We start from the raw sequence: 19,936 nt of genomic DNA, 5'->3' as shown, positions 1-19,936 counted from the left end.
TACCCTGGGCCGATGCGAATCGTGTCGTTGCTGCCCGCCGCCACGGACATCGTCGCGGAACTGGGACGCGTGGGGGACCTGGTGGGGCGCACCCACGAGTGCGACTGGCCCGCCGAGGTCGCGTCGGTGCCCGTGGTCACCGCGACCGGGCTGGACCCCGATCGGTTGAGCAGCCGGGAGATCTCCGCCGCGGTCGGGGGCCACCGGGGGTCGTCGCTGTACTCGCTGGACTCCGACCTGCTCGCCGAACTCGCCCCGGACGTGGTGCTCACCCAGGACCTGTGCGAGGTGTGCGCGGTGTCCTACCAGCGGGTCACCGACGCCGTGCGCGTCATGGACGTCGGCCCGCGCGTGGTGAGCCTGGAGCCCCGCACGACGGCGGGCGTGCTGGACTGCGTGCGCCGCGTCGGCGGGTTGCTCGGCGTCGACGACACCGAGGAGCGCGTCACCGCGCTGGAGGCCCGCTTGGCCGCGGTCGCGGCGGCGGTGGCCGGGCGGGCGAGGCCGCGCGTGGCGGCGGTCGAGTGGCTGGACCCGGTGTGGCCCGCCGGGCACTGGGTGCCCGAGCAGGTCACCCGTGCGGGTGGTGACCCGCTGCTCGCCGGGGCGGGCGAGCACACCTCCCCGGTCGAGTGGTCCGCCGTGCTCGACGCGCGCCCCGACGTGGTGCTGCTCATGCCGTGCGGCCTGTCCCCGGAGCGGACGCTGTCCGAACTGGACGTGCTGACCGGCCGGCCCGGGTGGTCGGAGCTGCCCGCTGTGCGCACCGGCGAGGTGTGGGTGCTCGACGGTCCCGCCTACTTCAACCGCCCCGGCCCACGCGTCGTGCGCGGCGCGGAAGTACTGGCCCACGTGCTCCACGACGTCGCGGTGGGTGAGCCCGTGAGTCCTGCCGAGGCCCGCCGGGTGACGCTCACGGCGGGGTAGCCGCCACCCGGTCGGGTGGCGGCTACCGGTGACGTCAGGCGCAGGCGAGGACGGGAGCGCCGGATTTGCCGCCGCTGTGCAGGTCGGCCAGCCCGACGTCGGCCAGCCCGAGGACCGCCTGGGCGGTGGCGCGGGTCGCGGTGGCCGGGTCGAAGCCCGTGGCCTGCCAGGCGACGGCGCCGCGCTGCTCGACCGGGCCGGCGCAGTCGACCTGGAGGGACTTGAGGAACTGCTTGGCCTTGCGGGCGGCGGCGTCGCGGCCGCCGGCCTTGAGCGCCTGGCGGGCCAGGCCGGTGCTGTTGGCGTTGGGCGGGTTGGTGCCCACGCCGAAGCCGCCGTTGGTGTGCTGCACGCCCACCAGCCAGGACAGGCCCTGCTGCGCCTTGCCCGGCCGGCCCACGGCCCGGAGCGCCTGGGTGGCCATCGCGGTGGAGTCCACATCGCTCACGCACGGCGTGGCCGCCGGGTCCAGCGGGAAGCCGCCGTCCGGGCACTGGGTGCCGACCAGGAAGTCCACCGCCGGGACGGGCGCGCCGGCGGAGGTGCGGTCCAGCGCCAGCAGGGCCAGGGACTGGCTGAAGGCGTTGCTGTAGTCGCCGAACGCCGAGTTGTCGGAGAACCGGCCGGACGGGGTGAGCAGCGCCAGCAGCCCGGCGTGCAGGTCCACCCCGCCGAACGAGGCCGGGTTCGCCCCCGCGACCTGGGCGGCGAGCAGCAGCTTGGCGTGCGCGCCCACGTACGCCTCCCCGCCATCACCGACGTACCCGCTGGTGACGGTGGGTTGGGACAACCAGGCGATCGCGCGATCTGCGTGGTCATCGGCGGTGCGGGCCGCGGCGAACGCGAACACCCCGTCGATCGTCAGGCCCGCGTCGGGGTGGAGCACGCCGCCGAAGTCGACCTCGAAGCGCTCGCCGTCGACCATCTGGCGGGCCAGCCACCCGGCGGCGGCGTCCGCCCGGTTGTGCGTCGCCGGTACGGCGGAGGCGGTGGACGGGACGAGCAGCGACAGGCCGCACAGCAGTGCGAGCACAGCAAGAACACGACGTCTCATGGACGATGAACCCTTTCCCGCGAGCCACGACAGGAGTTGGTGCGCCGCGCGGAGCGGGTAATCGGGCTCGCCAACCCTTTGGAGGGGTGGCACACCGTTGCGGGTCAGCGCCGGATTCACACCGGACTTCCCCCGCACCGCGCGTATTCGGTTGACCCGCCCAGCCTGTCACCCCCGGCTCGCGGGTCAATCGGCCATCCGGCGCTTCGGAATGGCGAACGCGGTGCGCGGGAACGACTTCCGCGCACCGCGCGGTCACACCTCGACGGTCCTGGAGGCGACGACCGCCCGTCGCCGGGCCAGGCGGTAGGTGCGGCGGATACCCGCCTCCGCGCAGCGGCGGCGACCAGCTCGTCCTCGCCCGGCGCGGCGACGGGGTCGCCGGGGTGGTCCACGGCCGGCCCGCACCGGTCGAGCCGCCGGACACCCCGTTCTACGCCGACGTGTTCGGCGCGGTCGACCGGCCCGCCGGGCGGCGCAGCAGGTAGCTGTCCATGATCCACCCCTTGGCGGCACGGGCCCGTTCGCGCGCTTCGATGATCCGGTCGGCAACCTCGGGCAGCGGTCCGGCGATCAGGATCTCGTCGGGCGTGCCGACGCAGGCTCCCCAGTGGACGGTCACCCCGGGCTCGTCGACGAACCCGGGGAACGCGTCGCGGGAGTCGAGCACCACCAGGACGTCGTCCACGCACTCCGGCCAGCCCCGCGCCGGCCGGCGGCCGGTGGTGATCCGCACCGCGACCGAGACCTGGTCGACCGTGGTGCGGTGGCGCGCGGCCAGGGCCGAGATGATGCTGATGCCCGGCACGACCCGCACGTCGAACCCGGTGGTGCCGCGCGCGAGGACGTCGTCCACCACGGCGATGACGCTGTCGTAGAGCGCCGGATCGCCCCACACCAGGAACGCGCCGGTCTCACCGGACCCCGGGTGCTCGGCGATCAGCCGCTCGCACACGTCCGCGCGCCGCGACCGCGTCCAGAGCCGTGCCCCCGCCTCTTGCGAGAGGCAGGGGCACGGTGGCAGTGCGTGGTCTGTCGGAGCACCCACTGCCGGTCTTCGGAGGGCTACTTCGACGGCGCGACCAGCCCGGAGCCGCCGGCGCGGGCGGCGTCGAAGCGGCGGGTCACGTCGGCCCAGTTGACCAGCGACCACAGCTTCTGCACGTAGTCGGGGCGCACGTTGCGGTACTGGAGGTAGTAGGCGTGCTCCCAGGCGTCGAACACCAGCACCGGGGTGGTGTTCATGCCGACGTTGCCGTGGTGGTCGTAGACCTGCTCCACGACCAAGCGCCCGGACAACGGCTCCCAGGCCAGCACGCCCCAGCCCGAGCCCTGCACCAGCGTGGTGGCGGCGGAGAGCTGCTTGGCGAAGGCGTCGAACGAGCCGAAGTGCTCGTCGATGGCCGCCCGCAGCTCGCCGTCGGGGCGGTCGCCGCCGTCGGGGCTCAGGTTGTCCCAGAACATCGTGTGCAGGACGTGCCCGGACAGGTTGAACGCGAAGGTCTTCTCCAGGCCGACGATGCCCGAGAAGTCCTCCTTCTCCCGCGTCTCCGCCAACCGTTCGAGGCTGTCGTTGGCGCCCTTGACGTAGGCGGCGTGGTGCTTGCTGTGGTGCAGCTCCAGGATCTCGCCCGTGATCGCGGGCTCCAGCGCCGCGTAGTCGTAGGGCAGGTCCGGCAGCACGTACTGGCTCATCAGCTCTCCGGGAACTCCGTGGTGGGTTGTTGCCACTATCTAGCAAGAACAACTTTGTGGCAACTCGGCCACGTGCCGAACCCGGGTGATGGCGACCGGACCCCGGTCCACCCACACGGCTATGAGGTTCGCCGAACGGTTGACGGACAACGGAATCCCGCCCTCGGCGGAATCGATCGGCGGCTCGACGCCCTGATGGAGAACGTCTTCTCCACGTTCAAGGTCGAACTGGTCCAGCGACGGTCCTGGCGCACCCGCGACGAGGCCGAGAACGACACCGCTCGGCACACCGCCCGGACCGAACCGGCTACCATCCCGGCGGCACCGGCCGCAGCCAGGCAACAGCTGCCTCGGGTCGTCGGGGAAGCTCGGTGGCCGGCACGGAGTGCTTCGCGGCAGGTCGCACGCGTATCCGGTGGTGGCCACGAGACGGGGCCGTCGTGGTTCCCGGGTCGGGCGACGACTCCCGGGTTCCCGCTCTCAGCGAAAGGCGCACTCCCATGGACATCCGTCCACTGCGTACCGAGGATCTCCCCGCGGTTCTCGACCTGACGATCGATGTCTTCAGGCCGTTCTACGAGGACTCCTTCCGCCCGGTCGTCGGTGATCCCGTGTTCATGAACCGGCACGGGGACTGGAAGGAGGACTACCGACGCCACCTCAGCGCCGTGCACGATCCGGAGCACGGCAGGTTCGCCGCCGTCGCACGGGTCGATGAGCAGGTGGCGGGCTACATCGGTTGGATCACCCAGGATGCCGAGCGGCACGGAGAGGTCGACATCCTCGCGGTGGCAGCACGACACAGGCGCCTCGGGGTGGGGCAGGCGTTGGTCGAGCACGCGGTGACGCACATGAGGGCTGCCGGGATGGCCGTGGTCTCCATCGGAACCGGCGGGGACGACTTCCACTCTCCCGCGCGCGCGTTGTACGAGTCGCTCGGTTTCACGCCGTTCCCGAACGTCAACTACACGAAGGCACTCTGAGCAACGGGGTGGGCCGGTGTCGCAGGCTCCGGCCCACCCCGTTGCTCTCGCCATTCCGGTGAAACCAACCGATCACGCCGCCCCGCCGGGGAGCGCCCCACTCACCCCACGTGCGAAAGACGGGGCTAGCGGAAGATGACCAGCACCCCGGTGGCCACGACCACGGCGAGCGCGAACCCGGCCAGGCCGTAGCGCACGGGATCGCGCTGGAGGCGGCGGCCGAGCCCGAACGTCGAGTCGACGGCGAACCGGCCCGACCCGGCGAACAGGACGGCGAGGATCATCGATGCCTGCATCACGTCCACTGCGATGTTGCGCCCGGGGTTGGGCAGCAGCGGCGCGCCCCACTTGAGCACGAGCAGGTTGATGGCCATCCCGAGCAGCGCGGCGGCGCCGAGCGGGGTGAACAGGCCGAGCAGGATCAGCACGCCCCCGCCGAACTCGGTCAGGCCGGACACCCAGGACAGCAGCATCGTGGGTCCGTGGAACCCCCATCCGCTGTCACCGGGGGCGTCGAGCTGGCGGGCGAACCCCTCCAGGCCGGGGCCGCCGAAGGCGCCGAAGAGCTTCTCCGCCCCCTTGCCGATGAAGATCACACCGAGGACGACGCGCAGGATGAGCAGGCCCAGGTCTGTCCCGAGCGTGGACTTGGCGGTGGACAGGGGACCGGGTTCGGTCAGCGAGGGTTCAGACACGATCGGTTAACTTAGGCTAAGCTAACTTGCCTGTCTACTACAGCCCAGAGTAACCGATTTGCCTGTTTTGCATCACTTTCCGTAACCGCTGTTGGCCGGGAGGTTCCCGTGCTGATCACGGCGTCCGGCCTGCCCACCCGAGGAAGTCGACCCCGGCGGGCGCGGCGACCCACCGGCTCGGCGGGTGCAGTCCTGGATCGCACCGGCCCCATGACCGAGTTCCGCGCCTCGGCGGTGAACGACGTGCCCGATCACCGGCACCGCGTGGTGCCGGCCGTCACGATCCGCGAGGCCCGTGAAGACGACTGGCCCCGGATCTGGCCGATCATCCACGACGTCATCACCGGGCAGCGGGCTCTTCCCTACGACCCCGACATGAGCGAGGTCGACGCGAGGCGGACCTGGCTGCTGGGCGCGCCGGCGAGGGTTCGCGGCGGTCCAGTTCAACGCCGTCGTCGAGGTGAACACGGCCGCGGTCCACCTGTACGAGAGCCTCGGGTTCGTCACCCTCGGCACCGCCCCCGGAGCGTTCCGCCACCCCACCCTGGGGCACGTCGGCCTGCGCGTCATGTGGCTGGACCTGCGACGCCCGGGAGGCGCGACCGGCTGATCCGAACTCCGCCGCGGCACGACCACCGCCACCCACGGGCCTTCCGGTCACCGCCGCACCCGAACGATCGCCGCCGCGACCCACCCGCGGGAGCCGTCCTCGACCGACTGAGCACCTCGCCGGCCACGTCGGTGTTCAGCAGGGCACGGCGGGGCTCCCCAGCGCCGCTGTCGGCGTGCCGGTGGCGAGGCCCGTCAGCGTGATGGGCACGCGCACGCAGTTGTCGCCCTCGTCGAGTTCGCGCAGCCTGTTCGCGGGGTCGATGCGGGTGACGAGGGCATACGTGCCGTCCGTCAGGTCGCCCACCTCGATCATCTGGTCGGGCAGCGCCCACCAGTACTCGTCGGCCCAACCCCGGGAGATGCCGTTCTTGAACGCGTCGACGCCGGGTGGCGAGTTCGGTTCGGGGTCCAGGCAGCGGGGTGCCGGGTAGGTCTGCGGCGCGTTGCCCTTCCGGTCCCACCACACCAGCTCGGTGTCGGCCATGCAGAAGCCGTTCTTCCTCCCGGTGGCGGCGGGGGCGGTTCCGGTCGGCCGACCGGCGGCGTCCACGGCCCACAGCTCGGAGACGGAGAAGTCCGCGAAGTGGTAGTGCGAGTGGATCGGGTGGTAGTGCATGGCGCCCACGGACGGGACGTCGGTGAAGGTGCCGTCGGAGCGGTGGACGCGCTGGGCGCCGGGCACCTCGTGCGGCCGCTGCCCGGCGGGCGTGCCGTAGCGGACGTCCACCGGACCGTCACCGGTGTTGGCCATGGCCTGGCCGAACCGCAGGCACCGGCGCGCGCCCTGCTCCTCGACCTCGCTGCGGAAGCACGACGAGCCCGGCTCGGCCTCGTCGCCGAAGAACGGCGGTGGTGTGTCGAAGGTCGCGAAGCGCTGCGGCAACGCCTCCAGGTCGGGCAGCAGGTCACGCGGCACGGGGTCGACGCGGGAGTCCTCGTTCTCCACCCGGCCCTCGTAGCGCACGAGGCGGGACGCCAGCTCGGGCACGAACGGGTTCGGGAAGACGTAGACGGTGTAGCGGGCGGTGGTCTTGGGCAGCCACACGGAGCGCGACGTGCCGATCTGCGCGTCGGCCAAGGCGACCCGGCTGCCACCCCGGTAGACGGCGAAGCCCACGCTGTCGTCGGGGGTGGCGCCGACCGTGCGGATCGCCAGCTCGACCCCGCCCGACCGGTCCCGCAGCCGCTCGGGCAGCCGCACCGCGACCTCCACCCGGTCGCACCCCACCGGTCGGCACTCCGGCACGTCCCGCACCCGCGGGTCGTCCAGGGCCACCCGGCCGCGCCAGGACTCCGACCGGTTCGAGTCGACCACCACCCCCGGACCGAGCACCACCGCGGGGGCCGCGGCGGTCACGAGCAACACCGGCACCACTGCGAGCAGACGCGCACCTCTCATGCCGACCAGCGTCCCGCGATGACGCGCCGCCCGTCAGTCCTGACCCCCGATCGGCTGATCCGCCGATCGGGGGCATCGTCGGCGTGGGCGGATGTTCCTGATCAGGGGAGCCCGCCGGTGGCCGGTCGTCGGCGTCCGCTAGTCCCGGACGGTCTTGTAGCGCAGGAGGACCGCGCCCGAGCCGAAGGTGCGGTTCTCCACGAGTTCCAGCTTCACCCAGCTGTTCAGCGACGGGAGGAACGGTGTGCCGCCGCCGATCGCGACCGGGGTGATCAGCACGTGGAACTCGTCCACGAGGCCGGCTTGGACCAGCGGTGCGGCGAGCGTGGCGCCGCCCACCTCCATCAGGCCGTCGGTCTCGGCCTTGAGCCTCCTGGCGGTCTCGACCACGTCACCCCGTTCCAGCCTGGAGTTCCACTCGACCGATTCCAGGGTCCGGGAGAAGACCGCTTTCGGCATCGCGAGCCACAGCCGGGCGTACTCGGCCTCCACCGGGGGCACGTCGGGCGCCTGCTCGGCGGTCGGCCAGTGGGCCGACATCAGCTCGTACAGCCTGCGCCCGTACAGCGACAGCGCGACCCGGCCGGTCCGGTCGTTCCAGTACCGGTGCAGCTCGTCGTCCGGCGTGCTCCAGTCGAGGCCGCCGTTCGCGTCGGCGGTGTAGCCGTCCAGCGAGACGTTCATGCCGTAGGTCAACAATCCCATGGTGGTACAGACTGCCGGAAGGCGAGCGGCTCATCGCACCGCCACACCGGCCCGACGTGCCGGGGTCAGTCGGTGCCCGCGACGAGCGGTTCGAGGACGACCTCGGGGTGCAGGCGGCGCAGCACGGCCAGGGCGGTGGAGTCGGTGAACAGGGCCAGGTGGGTGCCGTCGGCGCGGGTGACCACCTCGTGGCCGCGGCTGTCGAGCACGCCGCGGTGGTCGAGGTCGGGCAGGCGGCGCACGACGGTGTAGGGCAGCCGCTCCAGGCGCACCGGGGACTTGAACTCGGCGTCGAGGCGGTGGGTGGCGACCTCGAACTGCATCGGGCCGACGGCGGCGAAGACCGGTGTGCCGTCACCGCGCCGGTCCGAGCGCAGGACCTGGACCACGCCCTCGGACGCCAGCTGCTCGATGCCCCGGCGGAACTGCTTGGCACGGCTCAGGTCCGCCGGGCGGGCCACGGCGAAGTGCGCGGGCGCGAAGCTGGGCAGGCCGGGGAAGCGCACGGGCGGCCGGCCGGCGAACAGGGTGTCGCCCACGTGCAGCGCGGTGGCGTTGACCAGGCCGATCACGTCGCCGGGGTAGGCGGTGTCCAGGGTGGACCGCTGCTGGCCGAAGACCTGCTGGGCGTACTTGGTGGCGAACGGCTTGCCGGTGGTGGCGTTGGTGACGACCATGCCGCGCTCGAACACCCCGGAGCAGACGCGGGCGAAGGCGACCTGGTCGCGGTGGGCCGGGTCCATGCCGGTCTGGACCTTGAACACGAACGCCGAGAACGGCGCGTCGAGCGGTCGGGGCAGGGTCCGCACGTCGACGCGCGGGGTGGGGCGCGGGGCGAGTTCGACCAGCAGGTCCAGCAGGTGTCGCACGCCGAAGTTGAGCACGGCCGAGCCGAACAGCACGGGGGTGGCGGAGGCGTCCAGGAAGCGCTCCAGGTCGAAGTCGCCGCCGGAGGCCGCCAGCAGGTCGGACTCCTCCACCGCGCGGGTCCACCCGTCGCCCTCCTCGGCGCGGGCGCCGTCGGGGTCGAGGCGTTGCTCGCCGGCGGCGGTGGCGCCGCCGACGGTGCGCGAGTAGCGGATGAAGTGCCCGTCGCGGCGGTCCAGCACGCCGCGGAAGTCGCCGGCGGCACCGACCGGCCAGGTGAGCGGCATGGGTTGCAGCCCGATGCGCTCCACCAGCTCGTCGCACAGCTCCAGCGCGTCGCGGCCGGGCCGGTCCCACTTGTTGACGAACGTGATCACCGGGATGCCGCGGTGGCGGCACACGTCGAACAGCTTGAGCGTCTGCGGCTCCAGGCCCTTGGCGGCGTCGAGCAGCATGACCGCCGAGTCCACGGCCGACAGCACCCGGTAGGTGTCCTCGGAGAAGTCGGCGTGACCGGGGGTGTCGAGCAGGTTGACCACCGCGTCGCCGTAGGCGAACTGGAGGGCCGCGGAGGTGATGGAGATGCCGCGGGCCTTCTCCATCTCCATCCAGTCCGACACCACGCCGCGCCGCCCGGCCTTGCCGTGCACCGCGCCCGCCTCGGAGATCACCCTGGCGTGCAGCGCCAACGCCTCGGTCAACGTGGACTTGCCCGCGTCGGGGTGGCTGATCACCGCGAAGGTGCGGCGGCGATCCGCCTCCCGCAGCACGTCGGCGGACGGGGCGGTCACCGGACCGGCGGTGGTCATGCGCGTGCTCCAGGGGTTCGACGGGTACCGGCGATTCTACTCTTACGTCACGTTAGTATTCGACCGTGCCCCCCATCGCGCGGGCCCGGCGCCCGGACCTCTTCCCCCGACCGGGTGTCGCGGTGGGACGGTCACGTACTCGGTTTCGGAAGGGGTCTCGTGGGCGGGCACATGCAGATCGGCGAGGTGGCCGAGCGGACCGGTCTGTCGCTGCGCACGATCCGCTACTACGAGGAGGTCGGACTGGTCGTGCCCAACGCCCGCAGCCAGGGCGGGTTCCGCCTGTACACCGAACCCGACGTCGACCGCCTCCAGGTCATCAAGCGCATGAAACCGCTGGGCTTCCAGCTGGAGGAGGTGCGCGAACTGCTCGGCATCCTCGACGCCCTCCCCTCCCCCGGGGACGACCGCGGCGAGCACCTCGACCGCCTCGCCCGGTTCCACGCCAGGGCCGAGGAGCGCTGCGGGGAACTCCGCGCCCAGCTGCGCGGCGCCGAGGACTTCGCCGCCGCCCTGCGCGACCGGCTGCCCGACGGCCGGCGGCCGGCGACTGATGGCTGACGGCCGGAGGCTCGGACCGGGGTCGCTTTCCGCGTCGTCACACCCTCACGTAACGTGAGGTTGTGACCATGGCTCGAACCTCCACCCCGCCACCAGCCCTCGCCCCCGGCACCCTCCGCGTGATCGCCCTCGGCGGCCTCGGTGAGATCGGCCGGAACATGACCGTGTTCGAGCACGAGGGCAAGCTGCTCGTCGTCGACTGCGGAGTCCTGTTCCCCGAGGAGCACCAGCCCGGCGTGGACGTCATCCTCCCCGACTGGAGCTGCCTGCGCGACCGGCTGGCCGACGTGGTCGCGGTCGTGCTGACCCACGGGCACGAGGACCACATCGGCGGCGTGCCCTACCTGCTGCGCGAGCGCGCCGACATCCCGGTCATCGGCTCGCGGCTGACCCTGGCCCTGCTGGCGGCCAAGCTCGTCGAGCACCGCATCACCCCGGTGACGATCGAGGTCGAGGAGGGGCGGCGGCTGTCGCGCGGACCGTTCGACCTGGAGTTCCTGGCGGTCAACCACTCCATCCCGGACAGCCTGGCCGTCGCGATCCGCACCGCCGCCGGCCTCGTGCTGCACACCGGCGACTTCAAGATGGACCAGTTCCCCCTCGACGGCCGCATCACCGACCTGCGCGGCTTCGCCCGCCTCGGCGAGGAGGGCGTGGACCTGTTCCTGGTCGACTCCACCAACGCCGACGTGCCCGGCTTCACCACCTCCGAGCGCGACCTCGCCCCGGCCATCGACGAGGTGTTCCGCACCACCCCGCGCCGGGTCATCGTCTCCAGCTTCGCCAGCCACGTGCACCGCATCCAGCAGGTCCTCGACGCCGCCCACACCCACGGCCGCAAGGTCGCCTTCGTCGGCCGCTCCATGGTCCGCAACATGGCCGTGGCCACCGAACTGGGCTACCTCAAGGTGCCCGACGGCCTGGTGGTCGACCTCAAGCGCATGGACCGCCTGCCACCCCACCAGGTGACGCTGGTCTGCACCGGCTCGCAGGGCGAGCCCATGGCGGCGCTGTCCCGCATGGCGGGCGGCGACCACTCGATCCAGGTCGAGGAGGGCGACACCGTCCTGCTCGCCAGCTCGCTCATCCCCGGCAACGAGAACGCCATCTACCGGGTCATCAACGGCCTGATCGACCGCGGCGCGAACGTGGTGCACAAGGGCAACGCCAAGGTCCACGTGTCCGGCCACGCCAGCGCGGGCGAACTCGTCTACTGCTACAACATCGTGCAACCCGCCAACGTGCTGCCCGTGCACGGCGAAGCGCGCCACCTGCGCGCCAACGCCGAACTCGCCGTCAGGACCGGCGTGCGCCGCGACCAGGTGCCCATCGCCGCCAACGGCCACGTGGTCGACCTGCACGAGGGGCGCGTCCGGGTCACCGGCAAGGTGGAGATCCACAACGTCTACGTCGACGGCCAGACCGTCGGCGGCGTCACCGAAGCCTCGCTGGCCCAGCGGCGCACCCTCGGCGAGGAGGGCGTCATCACCGTCGTCGCGATCGTCGACCTCGACACCCGGCGCCTGGCCGAGCCGCCGGACTTCATCGCCCACGGCTTCGAGCACGACCCCTCCACCTTCGCCCCCGCCGTCCCCGCCATCGAGAAGGCCCTGGCCGGCGCGAACGAACGCGGGGTCACCGACTTCGAGGAGCTCGAACGGCTGATCGCCCGCGAGGTGCAGAACTGGGCGTTCCGGATCAACCGCCGACGTCCCGTCGTCATCCCCGTCGTCATCGAGGGCTGAGGCCCGCCGGGGCGGGCACCGGGGTCGCGGAGGTCCGGGAGGTCGACCACCGCGGGGCGCGGCCGGTCCTCGGGACCGGGTCGCGCCGCCCCGTGCCCCCTCCCGAACACCCCGGGCAGCGGCTGCCCGCGCCGGGGCCGGGTCGAGCTGGTGGAGGAAGCGTTCGTGCCGCGCATCGGTGTGTTCTACGACGGGACGTGGTTCGCGTACCTGAGCGACTTCTACGCGACCGTGCACCCGAGGTCGGCCCGGATCTCGCTGGAGGGCTTCCACGACGCCCTGCGCTGGCACGTCCACGCCGAGACCGGCCGCCCCTTCGAGGAGTGCCTCCTGCCGGAGGCGCACTACGTGCGCGGCCGCATCGACACCCCGGCGACCTCCTTCGACACCGCCCTGGCCGCGGCGGGCGTCACCCGGCACGACCTCCCGCTGCTGGGCGGCAAGGAGAAGGGCGTGGACGTCCACTTCGCACTGGAGGTGTGGGACCGGGCCACCACCTCGCCGTTGCAGTGGGTCGTCCTGGTCACCGGGGACGCCGACTTCACGCCGCTGGCCGACAGGTTGACCGCGCGCGGGGTCGCCGTGGTCGTGCCGGTGGTCGAGGCCCGGATGCCGTGGTTCCCGTCCACCTCGCCACCGAGGTGGACGCCGCGCACCGCCGCGCCCCTGCGCGCGGCGGCGACCTCGGCGCCCGCGTTCGACGACCTGTTCGCACCCGCCGACCACCCCGACTCGCCGCTGCGGTCCCCGTTCGTGCGCTCGCGGGAGGCCGTGGCCTCCCCCGCGGGCACCCCGCGCGGCCGCCGGCGCGGCACCGTGACGGGCTGGCAGGCGGGGCAGCCGCACGGTTTCATCACCGACACCCGCGGCGGCTCGTGGTTCGCCTCCCGCGACGACCTGCCGGGTAGCCGGACCGCGCTGCCCACCGGGACGCCGGTGTCGTTCACCGGCTCCCCCACCCCACCCCCGGGGCACCGGTACCCGCGGGCCTACTCCATCCGACCCGAATGACCCGAGCCCGGGAAAGCCGGCACGCGCTCCACCTGCTCGCGTGCGCGCCGACCGGGGTCGGCGCGGGGACCCGGGACGATCGCGAGGAGTCGGGCACACCTCTCACCTGATCGAGACCTCGACTACCCGCGACCCCCTGATCTACCGTGGAGTTGTCGCAGGCGGACGGTCATCGGGCTCCGCTACTCCCGTGTCCTGGGTCCGCGGGTCGTGAAGGGCTTGATCGTCGCCGCCTCGCGATGGCGTGGTGAGGCCCGCCTTGATCACGGGAGCTCCGGCGAGTGCGCTGAGCCGGGTTCGACGTGTCGGCCGGGCGGCAGCCGGTCCGGAATCGAAATCCGCGCGGGGGGCCGGCGCGCGCGTTGGGCATCGTTGTCGCCGTGCGGGGAATCCGACGTTCGAGGGGGAGTTGAGGGTGATGGCACGACCGAGGAGGTTCGTGGCGGGCGGGATCGCCGCGCTCGTGGTCGCCGGCGTGGTCCTGGGGTCCGCGCCCGCCGGTGCGGCGCCGGGTGGTGGTGTCGGGAGCCGGCAGCACGCGTGCGACTCCACCAGGCCGCCGAACCTGGACGACGGGCTGCCGTTCCCGGTGGCGACCACGGACCTGAGGGCGTACAGCGGGTGGGGGACGTCCTGCCGCACCGCGGTCATCCTCCGGGGGCAGCGGTTGGACTACCACTGCTGGGTCATCGGCAACGACGGGGTGACGTGGTCCTACGTGTCCGCCGTCGACCAGGGGGTCGCGGGGTGGGTGCGGGACGACCTGCTGCCCGGTGGCGGAAGTGCCGTGTCGTGCCCGTCGTGAGGTGGTGCCCCGCTCGGCGTGGTCGCGGGAAGTCCGATCCGGGAACGGGGGTGCGACGAACGCCTGGCACCGGTCCCCCACCGGAAGCGGAAGAAGGCGAGCACCATGACCTCGGCACGTTCCACCACTCCCCCGACCGCGGCGCACCACCCCGCACGACGACCGGCCGCGGCGGTCGGCGCGGTGTTCCTCCTCGTCGGCATCCTCGGGTTCATCCCCGGGATCACCACGAACTACGACCAGCTCGGCTTCGCCGGGCACCACTCGGGCGCCCTGCTGCTCGGGATCTTCGCCGTCTCGGTGCTGCACAACGTGGTCCACCTCCTGTTCGGCGTCGCGGGGCTGGTCCTGGCCCGGAGCGCCGGCGGCGCGCTGGCCTTCCTCGTCGGTGGCGGCGTGGTGTACCTGGTGCTGTGGCTCTACGGGCTGGTCGTCGACCACGAGAGCTCCGCGAACTTCGTCCCGCTCAACGCCGCAGACAACTGGCTGCACCTGGCCCTGGGCGTCGGCATGATCGCCCTCGGTCTCGTCCTGGGCCGGGCCGCGCGGGCCGGGACTTCGCGCTGAGGGTGTCGACACCGGGCTGACCGGGGTTCTTCGCCCCGGTCGTGCGGGAGGGGCGGGACCGGCTGGTGCCGATCCCGCCCCTCGACTTCCGGTCCCGCTACACCAGGTGGCCGGTCAGGGCTTCGGCGTGGCCGCCGTCGCCCGCCGGGCCGGAGTTGCCCCCGGTGGTCCAGCCGGTGTTGTGCGCGTCGCCGGTGGCACCGGTCCAGCCGGTGTTGCCGGAGTCGCCCGAGCCGACGGTGGTCGTCGACCAGTGGTGCTGCCGACCCGAACCCGAGTGGGTCCACCACGAGCGGTTGTCGTGCTCGCCCCTGGTGTGGGTGACGGCGGTGTTGCCGCCGGTGGCGCCGGAGTTCCCGGAGTCGCCCGAGTCGCCGGTCACCGCCCTGTTGGTGCTGGTGGCATCGCCACCGTTGCCCGAGTCGCCACCATCACCGGCAACGGCCTCCGCGGAGGTGTCGTTCCCGCCGCGGTGGTGCCACGAGCCGTTGTTCCCGGTCCAGGCCATCGCGTCGCCGCCGTCACCGGCCGGGCCGGAGTTGCCCCCGGTGGTCCAACTGGTGTTGGTGGCATCGCCGGTAGCGCCCGTCGAACCCGTGTTGCCCGAGTCGCCGGAGGTCACCGTGGTGGTGGTCCCGTGGCCGTTGTTCCAGTCGCCGTGCCGACCGTGGTGGTTCCACTGCTGACCACCGAGGTCGATCACGAACGCGGTGTTGCCACCGGTCGAACCCGAGTTCCCGGAGTCGCCCGAGTCGCCGGTCACCGCCTTGTTGGCGCTGGTGGCATCGCCACCGTTGCCCGAGTCGCCACCATCACCGGCGACCGCCTCCGCGGAGGTGTCGTTCCCGCCGCGGTGGTGCCACGAGCCGTTGTTCCCGGTCCAGGCCATCGCGTCGCCGCCGTCACCCGCCGGGCCGGAGTTGCCCCCGGTGGTCCAACTGGTGTTGGTGGCATCGCCGGTACCGCCGGTCGAACCGGTGTTGCCCGAGTCGCCGGAGGTCACCGTGGTGGTGCACTCGGCCAGGACGCACAGGCCGTAGGCGGAGTTGCCCCCGGTCGAACCCGAGTTGCCCGAGTCGCCGGAGTTCCCGCTCACCGCGCTGTTGCCGCTGGTGGCACCGCCGCCGTTGCCGGAGTCGCCACCGGAGCCCGCCTGGGCGGTCGCGGAGCCGTGGTGGCCTCCGCCGGTGGCACCGGCCCACCCGCCGTCACCGGCCGGGCCTGAGTTGCCCCCGGTGGTGTGGCTGGTGTTGGTGGCGTTGCCCGTGCTGCCGGTCGCGCCGGTGTTCCCGGAGTCGCCCGAGCCGACGTGCGTGGTGCACTCGGCCAGGACGCACAGGCCGTAGGCGGAGTTGCCCCCGGTCGAACCCGAGTTGCCCGAGTTCCCGGAGTTCCCGCTCACCGCGCTGTTGCCGCTGGTGGCACTACCCCCGTTGCCGGAGTCGCCACCGTTGCCGGCCACCGCCGAGGAGACGGTGTCCGTGACCGAGCCGACCAGCCCACCCAGGCCCAGCGGGCCCCGGTCGACCGTGTCGGCGCTCGCGACCGATTGTCCCAGCAGGACGAACCCGCCGGAGATCACCGCGGCCAGCAGACCGCGTTGGACGTACTTGTTCATCGATGTCTTCTTCCCTCGAAGCTCGTGGAGCAGTGGTCGGCTGGAAGGGAAGAAGCTCAGCTCGGGTGATGTCGCCCGAACACGTAGCACCACGGTGGCACCCGCCACCGCTCGGCCTGGGCGACCAGACCGCCGTCACCCGGTTCCGCGCCCGGCACACCGGGCAGGTCCGCCTGGCCCGGCGAGCCACCGGCGCCACCGCCGGAGGACGCCGTGCCGGTCGTCGCACCGGCCACGGCCGGCAGGTCGTCGCCCGGGGACCTCGGGCCACCCGCGGGCGCCCGGTGCCACGTCGCACCGGCGGCGACCTCGGGGGTCGTGGGTTCCGCCACCGCCCACCGCCGAGCGGTGGTGGTGGCGGTCCGAGCGTCGACCGACGGCTGCGCGGAGGTCTCCGCGCGAGTCGGCTCGGACGCGGCCGGAGCACGCGTCACCGGCTCGTCCCGGACGGGGTCGGCACCGGGGAACCCGGCACCGGGGAGTTCCGCACCGGGAAGTCCGGCACCGGGGAGTCCGGCACCGGGGAGTCCGGCACCGAGCGAACCCAGGTCCAGGCCGATGCCGGCGACCACCGGCGTGACCACCGGTTCGGCGGGGGCCAGCAGCGGCCGGGTCACCGGCTCCAGCACCTCCAGCACCGGCTGGAGGGGCCGGGTGACCGGCGACAGCAGCGGGGCCGTCACCGGCTCCACCACGTCGACCACCGGGGCCACCACCGGGGCCGCGAGTGCGGACACGTCCGACACCACGGGTCCGGTCAGGTCGGAAACACCCGACACGACGCCGCCGAGCACGCCGCCCAGCAGTCCCGGGGAACCGTCGTCCTCGTCGGCGTGCGCGGTCCCCGCGAAGGTCAACAGGCCGAAACCGAGCAGGAAACCCAGCAGCGACAAGGAACGACGCAGCAGGACGGGCACCGGCGCGGTGGGGGCCACTTCAACTTCTTTCATGCAATCACCTCCCCTCATGCCCTGCGTTCGGTCCCCCATCAGGGTCGGTTCACTCGAAAGTGGAGAATTTCTGTTTACGCAGGCCAAAGCTCTACAGAGGAATAAACATGAATTTCCGGTTTGTTCACCAGCGATGATTTGCTACTGGCGGTGACGAGCTTCGCCCAGAATGCCGACCACCGTGCCGACGGGCGGAGATCACCGAGGTTCCGCAGGTCCCCGGAGCGACGCGGTGCGCGGGCAACGCCTACTTCCGGCCGTGGTCGCCTCCTCCCCCGTGCCTTAGCGTCGATCGCCTGGTGGGACGACCGAACGGAGTGCGGCGATGAGATCCAGGCGCAGATCCACCTCGGTGGCGGTGCGGGCGGGTGTCGCGGTCGGCGTGGCGGGGCTGGCGCTGGTCGGCGTCTCGGTCCCGGCGGCGACCGCGCAGGACCGGGTGGTGCGGGCCGACCGGGCCGAGGCCAGGGCGTGCTACAACGCCCTGCTGCCGGCCGGCACGGCCGGGGTGGACCGGCGCGAGGTGACCTCGACCGTGGACGGCCTGGTCCAGGCGCGGTTGGCGCCGGGCGGCGGCGGTCGCGAGGGCGATTGGGACGTCGCCGTGTTCGACGAGGCCGGCGGGATCGTGGCCGCCTCCTCCGCGCTGCGCAGCCGCGAGCTGGCGGAGAGCTTCGTGACCAAGGGCCAGCGGCTCGTCGTGCAGGCGTGCCGCTACGCCGGCCCGGCCGGGACCGCGACGCTGGGCGTGGACTTCCTCGCGCTGACCCCGCAGGGCACGCCGACGGCGGCGGAGCGCGCCGAGGTCGTGCGCGTGGAGACGCCGCGGCGGGAGGACAAGGACACCCTGCTGGGCCTCGACCTGGACCTCACCGAGAAGGGCGACGCCACCGGCGTCGAGGTCGTGCTGGCGGGCGACGCGGACCGCGAGACGCTGCGCGCGAGCGGCCTGGGGTACACGACGGTGGACGCCGACCTGTCCCGGACCTCCCGCGAGGCCGCCGCGCGGGACCGGGCCTACGCCGCCCGGGGCCGGGCGTCGGGGCTGCCGTCCCGCCGCACCTCCTACCGCCACCTCTACGAGTACGAGCACGAGCTGAAGGAGCTGGCCCGCGGCAACCCCCGGCTGGTCAGGGCGTTCACGCTGGCCGAGCCGACGCCCGAGGGCCGCGACGTGGTGGCGGTCGAGATCGCCAGGGACGTCGACACCGCCGCCGACGGCAAGCCGGTCAACCTGCTGATGGGCGTGCACCACGCCCGCGAGTGGCCGGCCGGCGAGCACGCGATCGAGTGGGCCCACGAGCTGGTCAACGGCCACCACCGGGACAACTCGATCCGGTCGCTGGTGGCGAAGACCCGCAACGTCGTCGTGCCGATCGTGAACCCGGACGGCTTCTCGGTCTCCCGCGAGGCCGAGCCGAAGGGCGACTTCACCCGGTTCGACTACGAGATGAAGCGCAAGAACTGCCGCGCGGACGACTCGCCGCCGCAGCTGCGCACCGGGGTCTGCCGGGCCAACCCGGGCGGCACCGCGCGCGGCACCGACCCGAACCGCAACTACGCCGGGTTCTGGGGCGGCGCGGGCGCGGGCGTGACGTGGAACAGCGAGACGTTCCGGGGCTCGGCGCCGTTCTCCGAGCCGGAGACCCGCAACGTCCGCGCGCTGGTCTCCTCCCGCGCGGTCACCAACCTGATCACCCTGCACACCTACGGCAACCTGGTGCTGCGCCCGCCGGGCGTGGCCGCGGTGCGCGCGCCGCTGGAGGAGCCGGTGGTCAAGGCGCTGGGCGACCGGATGGCCTCGCGCAACGGCTACGACAGCATCCCGTCGTGGGGCCTGTACGACACGACCGGCACCACCGAGGACTGGTCGTACTGGGCGACCGGCGGTTTCGGGTTCACCTTCGAGATCAACCCCGGGGGCTTCCACCCGCCGTACGAGGACGCCGTGGTCGCCGAGTACACCGGCGCGGCCCCGGCGGCGGGCGCGGGCCGGGGCGGCAACCGGGCCGCGTTCCTGGACATGCTGACCAACGCCGCCGACCCGGCCGCGCACTCCACGCTGGTCGGCACCGCTCCGGCCGGCCACCAGCTCAAGGTGCACAAGACCTTCCGGACGCCGACCTCGCCGGTGCGGCAGCCGGACGGCTCCACCACGCCGCCGATCCAGGTGACCGACACCGTCGAGTCGACCTACTCGTCGACCGGCGGCCGGTTCACCTGGTCGGTCAACCCCTCGACGCGCCCGTACGTGGCCGGTCGGTACGGCCGCGACCCGCAGGGGCCGCCGCAGGCCGCCGTGGCGCTGGCGAACCCGCCCGGGGTGCCCGCGGAGAACACCTCGTTCCCCGGCAACCCGGTGGCCGAGCGCATCCCGTTCACCGTGCAGGCCCCGCCCGCGGCGGACAACGGCCGGTTCGACGTGTCGGTCTCGTGGGGGTCCACCCGCACCGACTGGGACCTGTACGTCCTCAACGCCGCCGGGCAGGTGGTCACGCAGTCGGCGCGCGGCGGCACCAACTCCGAGCGGGCCACCCTGCTCGACCCGCCCGCCGGGGAGTACACCGCGGTCCTGGTGAACTACGAGCAGGCCGACCCGGCGAACCCGGACGACTGGACCGCCGGGAGGGTCGAGTTCGCCTCCCCGGTGCCCCCGACCTACGGGGTCGAGGAGGCGTACACGCTGACCTGCACCGACCGGCAGGGTCGGGTGGTCGGCCTGACGGACGTCTTCGTCGACCGGGGCGAGACCGTGGACGTGGGCGAGGTCTGCGCCGACCCCACCCGCGCCGCCAAGCAGCGCCGGCGCTGAACCCCCGCGGGTCCGGCGGCTCCTCCCGGGGGGCCGCCGGACCCGCTCGCCGTGTTCCGGGCTGTCGGCCGGGGCGGGCGGACCAGGCCGGGCCCGCGCGGGTCCGCGGCGCCGGCTCAAC

At 72.9% G+C, this 19,936-nt stretch carries 18 protein-coding genes and 1 riboswitch; of the genes, 9 read left to right on the top strand and 9 right to left on the bottom strand.

Translation table 11 applies throughout. The features are described from left to right. Nucleotides 1-12: 12 nt before the first annotated feature. Nucleotides 13-927 (top strand): ABC transporter substrate-binding protein, encoded by a 915-nt coding sequence (locus tag ACFP3R_RS19760; protein WP_380637721.1) that lies wholly within the window; start codon nt 13-15, stop codon nt 925-927. 34 nt (nt 928-961) lie between these two features. Here the strand turns inward: ACFP3R_RS19760 and ACFP3R_RS19755 are convergent, their stop codons facing one another. From ACFP3R_RS19755 to ACFP3R_RS19745, 3 genes are all read right to left on the bottom strand, one after another. Further along, nucleotides 962-1,960 (bottom strand): prenyltransferase/squalene oxidase repeat-containing protein, encoded by a 999-nt coding sequence (locus tag ACFP3R_RS19755; RefSeq protein WP_380637719.1) that lies wholly within the window; start codon nt 1,958-1,960, stop codon nt 962-964. A 57-nt stretch (nt 1,961-2,017) separates the two neighbouring features. Beyond that, a riboswitch (cobalamin riboswitch) is annotated at nt 2,018-2,154 on the bottom strand. Between the two features lie 260 nt (nt 2,155-2,414). After that, entirely contained in the window at nt 2,415-2,936 is a 522-nt protein-coding gene (locus ACFP3R_RS19750; RefSeq protein WP_380637717.1) for an SAM-dependent methyltransferase, read from the bottom strand. A 110-nt stretch (nt 2,937-3,046) separates the two neighbouring features. Then, entirely contained in the window at nt 3,047-3,676 is a 630-nt protein-coding gene (locus tag ACFP3R_RS19745; protein WP_380637715.1) for a superoxide dismutase, read from the bottom strand. Nucleotides 3,677-4,176: 500 nt separating this feature from the next. Here ACFP3R_RS19745 and ACFP3R_RS19740 point away from each other — a divergent pair, with 500 nt between their 5' ends. After that, entirely contained in the window at nt 4,177-4,659 is a 483-nt protein-coding gene (locus ACFP3R_RS19740) for a GNAT family N-acetyltransferase (protein ID WP_380637713.1), read from the top strand. Nucleotides 4,660-4,784: 125 nt separating this feature from the next. On the opposite strand, the gene ACFP3R_RS19735 is transcribed toward ACFP3R_RS19740, so the two are convergent. Then, on the bottom strand, nt 4,785-5,354 hold the full coding sequence (locus ACFP3R_RS19735; RefSeq protein WP_380637712.1) for a DoxX family protein: 570 nt from the start codon (nt 5,352-5,354) through the stop codon (nt 4,785-4,787). Between the two features lie 460 nt (nt 5,355-5,814). Here ACFP3R_RS19735 and ACFP3R_RS19730 point away from each other — a divergent pair, with 460 nt between their 5' ends. Next, on the top strand, nt 5,815-5,964 hold the full coding sequence (locus ACFP3R_RS19730; RefSeq protein ID WP_380637711.1) for a GNAT family N-acetyltransferase: 150 nt from the start codon (nt 5,815-5,817) through the stop codon (nt 5,962-5,964). Nucleotides 5,965-6,099: 135 nt separating this feature from the next. Here the strand turns inward: ACFP3R_RS19730 and ACFP3R_RS19725 are convergent, their stop codons facing one another. The 3 genes from ACFP3R_RS19725 to ACFP3R_RS19715 all read right to left on the bottom strand — a co-directional run bounded on the left by ACFP3R_RS19725 (nt 6,100) and on the right by ACFP3R_RS19715 (nt 9,746). After that, entirely contained in the window at nt 6,100-7,365 is a 1,266-nt protein-coding gene (locus tag ACFP3R_RS19725; protein WP_380637710.1) for a lysyl oxidase family protein, read from the bottom strand. A gap of 138 nt (nt 7,366-7,503) precedes the next feature. After that, nucleotides 7,504-8,070, bottom strand: a complete 567-nt coding sequence (locus tag ACFP3R_RS19720) for a dihydrofolate reductase family protein (protein ID WP_380637709.1) — start codon at nt 8,068-8,070, stop codon at nt 7,504-7,506. A 65-nt stretch (nt 8,071-8,135) separates the two neighbouring features. Continuing rightward, a complete protein-coding gene (locus tag ACFP3R_RS19715) occupies nt 8,136-9,746 on the bottom strand; it encodes a peptide chain release factor 3 (protein ID WP_380637708.1) in 1,611 nt (536 codons plus the stop codon). Nucleotides 9,747-9,917: 171 nt separating this feature from the next. Here ACFP3R_RS19715 and ACFP3R_RS19710 point away from each other — a divergent pair, with 171 nt between their 5' ends. The 5 genes from ACFP3R_RS19710 (at nt 9,918) to ACFP3R_RS19690 (ending at nt 14,435) form a co-directional block, all read left to right on the top strand. Beyond that, a complete protein-coding gene (locus tag ACFP3R_RS19710; RefSeq protein WP_380637876.1) occupies nt 9,918-10,307 on the top strand; it encodes a MerR family transcriptional regulator in 390 nt (129 codons plus the stop codon). A gap of 68 nt (nt 10,308-10,375) precedes the next feature. Continuing rightward, entirely contained in the window at nt 10,376-12,052 is a 1,677-nt protein-coding gene (locus ACFP3R_RS19705) for a ribonuclease J (protein WP_380637707.1), read from the top strand. Between the two features lie 165 nt (nt 12,053-12,217). Then, a complete protein-coding gene (locus ACFP3R_RS19700; RefSeq protein ID WP_380637706.1) occupies nt 12,218-13,063 on the top strand; it encodes an NYN domain-containing protein in 846 nt (281 codons plus the stop codon). 418 nt (nt 13,064-13,481) lie between these two features. After that, nucleotides 13,482-13,868, top strand: a complete 387-nt coding sequence (locus tag ACFP3R_RS19695; RefSeq protein ID WP_380637705.1) for a hypothetical protein — start codon at nt 13,482-13,484, stop codon at nt 13,866-13,868. Nucleotides 13,869-13,973: 105 nt separating this feature from the next. After that, entirely contained in the window at nt 13,974-14,435 is a 462-nt protein-coding gene (locus ACFP3R_RS19690; protein WP_380637704.1) for a DUF4383 domain-containing protein, read from the top strand. A 97-nt stretch (nt 14,436-14,532) separates the two neighbouring features. Here ACFP3R_RS19690 and ACFP3R_RS19685 read toward each other — a convergent pair whose 3' ends face one another. Further along, nucleotides 14,533-16,053, bottom strand: coding sequence for a hypothetical protein (locus ACFP3R_RS19685; protein WP_380637703.1), 1,521 nt, complete (start codon nt 16,051-16,053; stop codon nt 14,533-14,535). Nucleotides 16,054-16,109: 56 nt separating this feature from the next. Beyond that, complete coding sequence (locus ACFP3R_RS19680) at nt 16,110-17,003, bottom strand: hypothetical protein (protein WP_380637702.1); 894 nt, start codon at nt 17,001-17,003, stop codon at nt 16,110-16,112. Nucleotides 17,004-17,328: 325 nt separating this feature from the next. Between ACFP3R_RS19680 and ACFP3R_RS19675 the strand changes: the two genes are divergently transcribed. Continuing rightward, nucleotides 17,329-19,815, top strand: coding sequence for a M14 family zinc carboxypeptidase (locus ACFP3R_RS19675; protein WP_380637701.1), 2,487 nt, complete (start codon nt 17,329-17,331; stop codon nt 19,813-19,815). The last annotated feature ends 121 nt before the right edge of the window (nt 19,816-19,936 follow it).

The organism is Saccharothrix lopnurensis, from assembly GCF_042658445.1.
GTDB classification, from domain to species: domain Bacteria; phylum Actinomycetota; class Actinomycetes; order Mycobacteriales; family Pseudonocardiaceae; genus Actinosynnema; species Actinosynnema lopnurensis.
Note: the sequence above shows the minus strand (reverse complement) of the source record. Positions and strands in the feature narration are given on the sequence as shown.

Excerpts from the sequence above, each read along its gene's own strand:
- ACFP3R_RS19760 (WP_380637721.1), top strand. The coding sequence starts at position 13 with ATGCGAATCGTGTCGTTGCTGCCCGCCGCCACGGACATCGTCGCGGAA.
- ACFP3R_RS19745 (WP_380637715.1), bottom strand. The coding sequence starts at position 3,676 with ATGAGCCAGTACGTGCTGCCGGACCTGCCCTACGACTACGCGGCGCTG.
- ACFP3R_RS19740 (WP_380637713.1), top strand. The coding sequence starts at position 4,177 with ATGGACATCCGTCCACTGCGTACCGAGGATCTCCCCGCGGTTCTCGAC.
- ACFP3R_RS19725 (WP_380637710.1), bottom strand. The coding sequence starts at position 7,365 with ATGAGAGGTGCGCGTCTGCTCGCAGTGGTGCCGGTGTTGCTCGTGACC.
- ACFP3R_RS19720 (WP_380637709.1), bottom strand. The coding sequence starts at position 8,070 with ATGGGATTGTTGACCTACGGCATGAACGTCTCGCTGGACGGCTACACC.
- ACFP3R_RS19715 (WP_380637708.1), bottom strand. The coding sequence starts at position 9,746 with ATGACCACCGCCGGTCCGGTGACCGCCCCGTCCGCCGACGTGCTGCGG.
- ACFP3R_RS19710 (WP_380637876.1), top strand. The coding sequence starts at position 9,918 with ATGCAGATCGGCGAGGTGGCCGAGCGGACCGGTCTGTCGCTGCGCACG.
- ACFP3R_RS19705 (WP_380637707.1), top strand. The coding sequence starts at position 10,376 with ATGGCTCGAACCTCCACCCCGCCACCAGCCCTCGCCCCCGGCACCCTC.
- ACFP3R_RS19695 (WP_380637705.1), top strand. The coding sequence starts at position 13,482 with ATGGCACGACCGAGGAGGTTCGTGGCGGGCGGGATCGCCGCGCTCGTG.
- ACFP3R_RS19690 (WP_380637704.1), top strand. The coding sequence starts at position 13,974 with ATGACCTCGGCACGTTCCACCACTCCCCCGACCGCGGCGCACCACCCC.
- ACFP3R_RS19685 (WP_380637703.1), bottom strand. The coding sequence starts at position 16,053 with ATGAACAAGTACGTCCAACGCGGTCTGCTGGCCGCGGTGATCTCCGGC.
- ACFP3R_RS19680 (WP_380637702.1), bottom strand. The coding sequence starts at position 17,003 with ATGAAAGAAGTTGAAGTGGCCCCCACCGCGCCGGTGCCCGTCCTGCTG.
- ACFP3R_RS19675 (WP_380637701.1), top strand. The coding sequence starts at position 17,329 with ATGAGATCCAGGCGCAGATCCACCTCGGTGGCGGTGCGGGCGGGTGTC.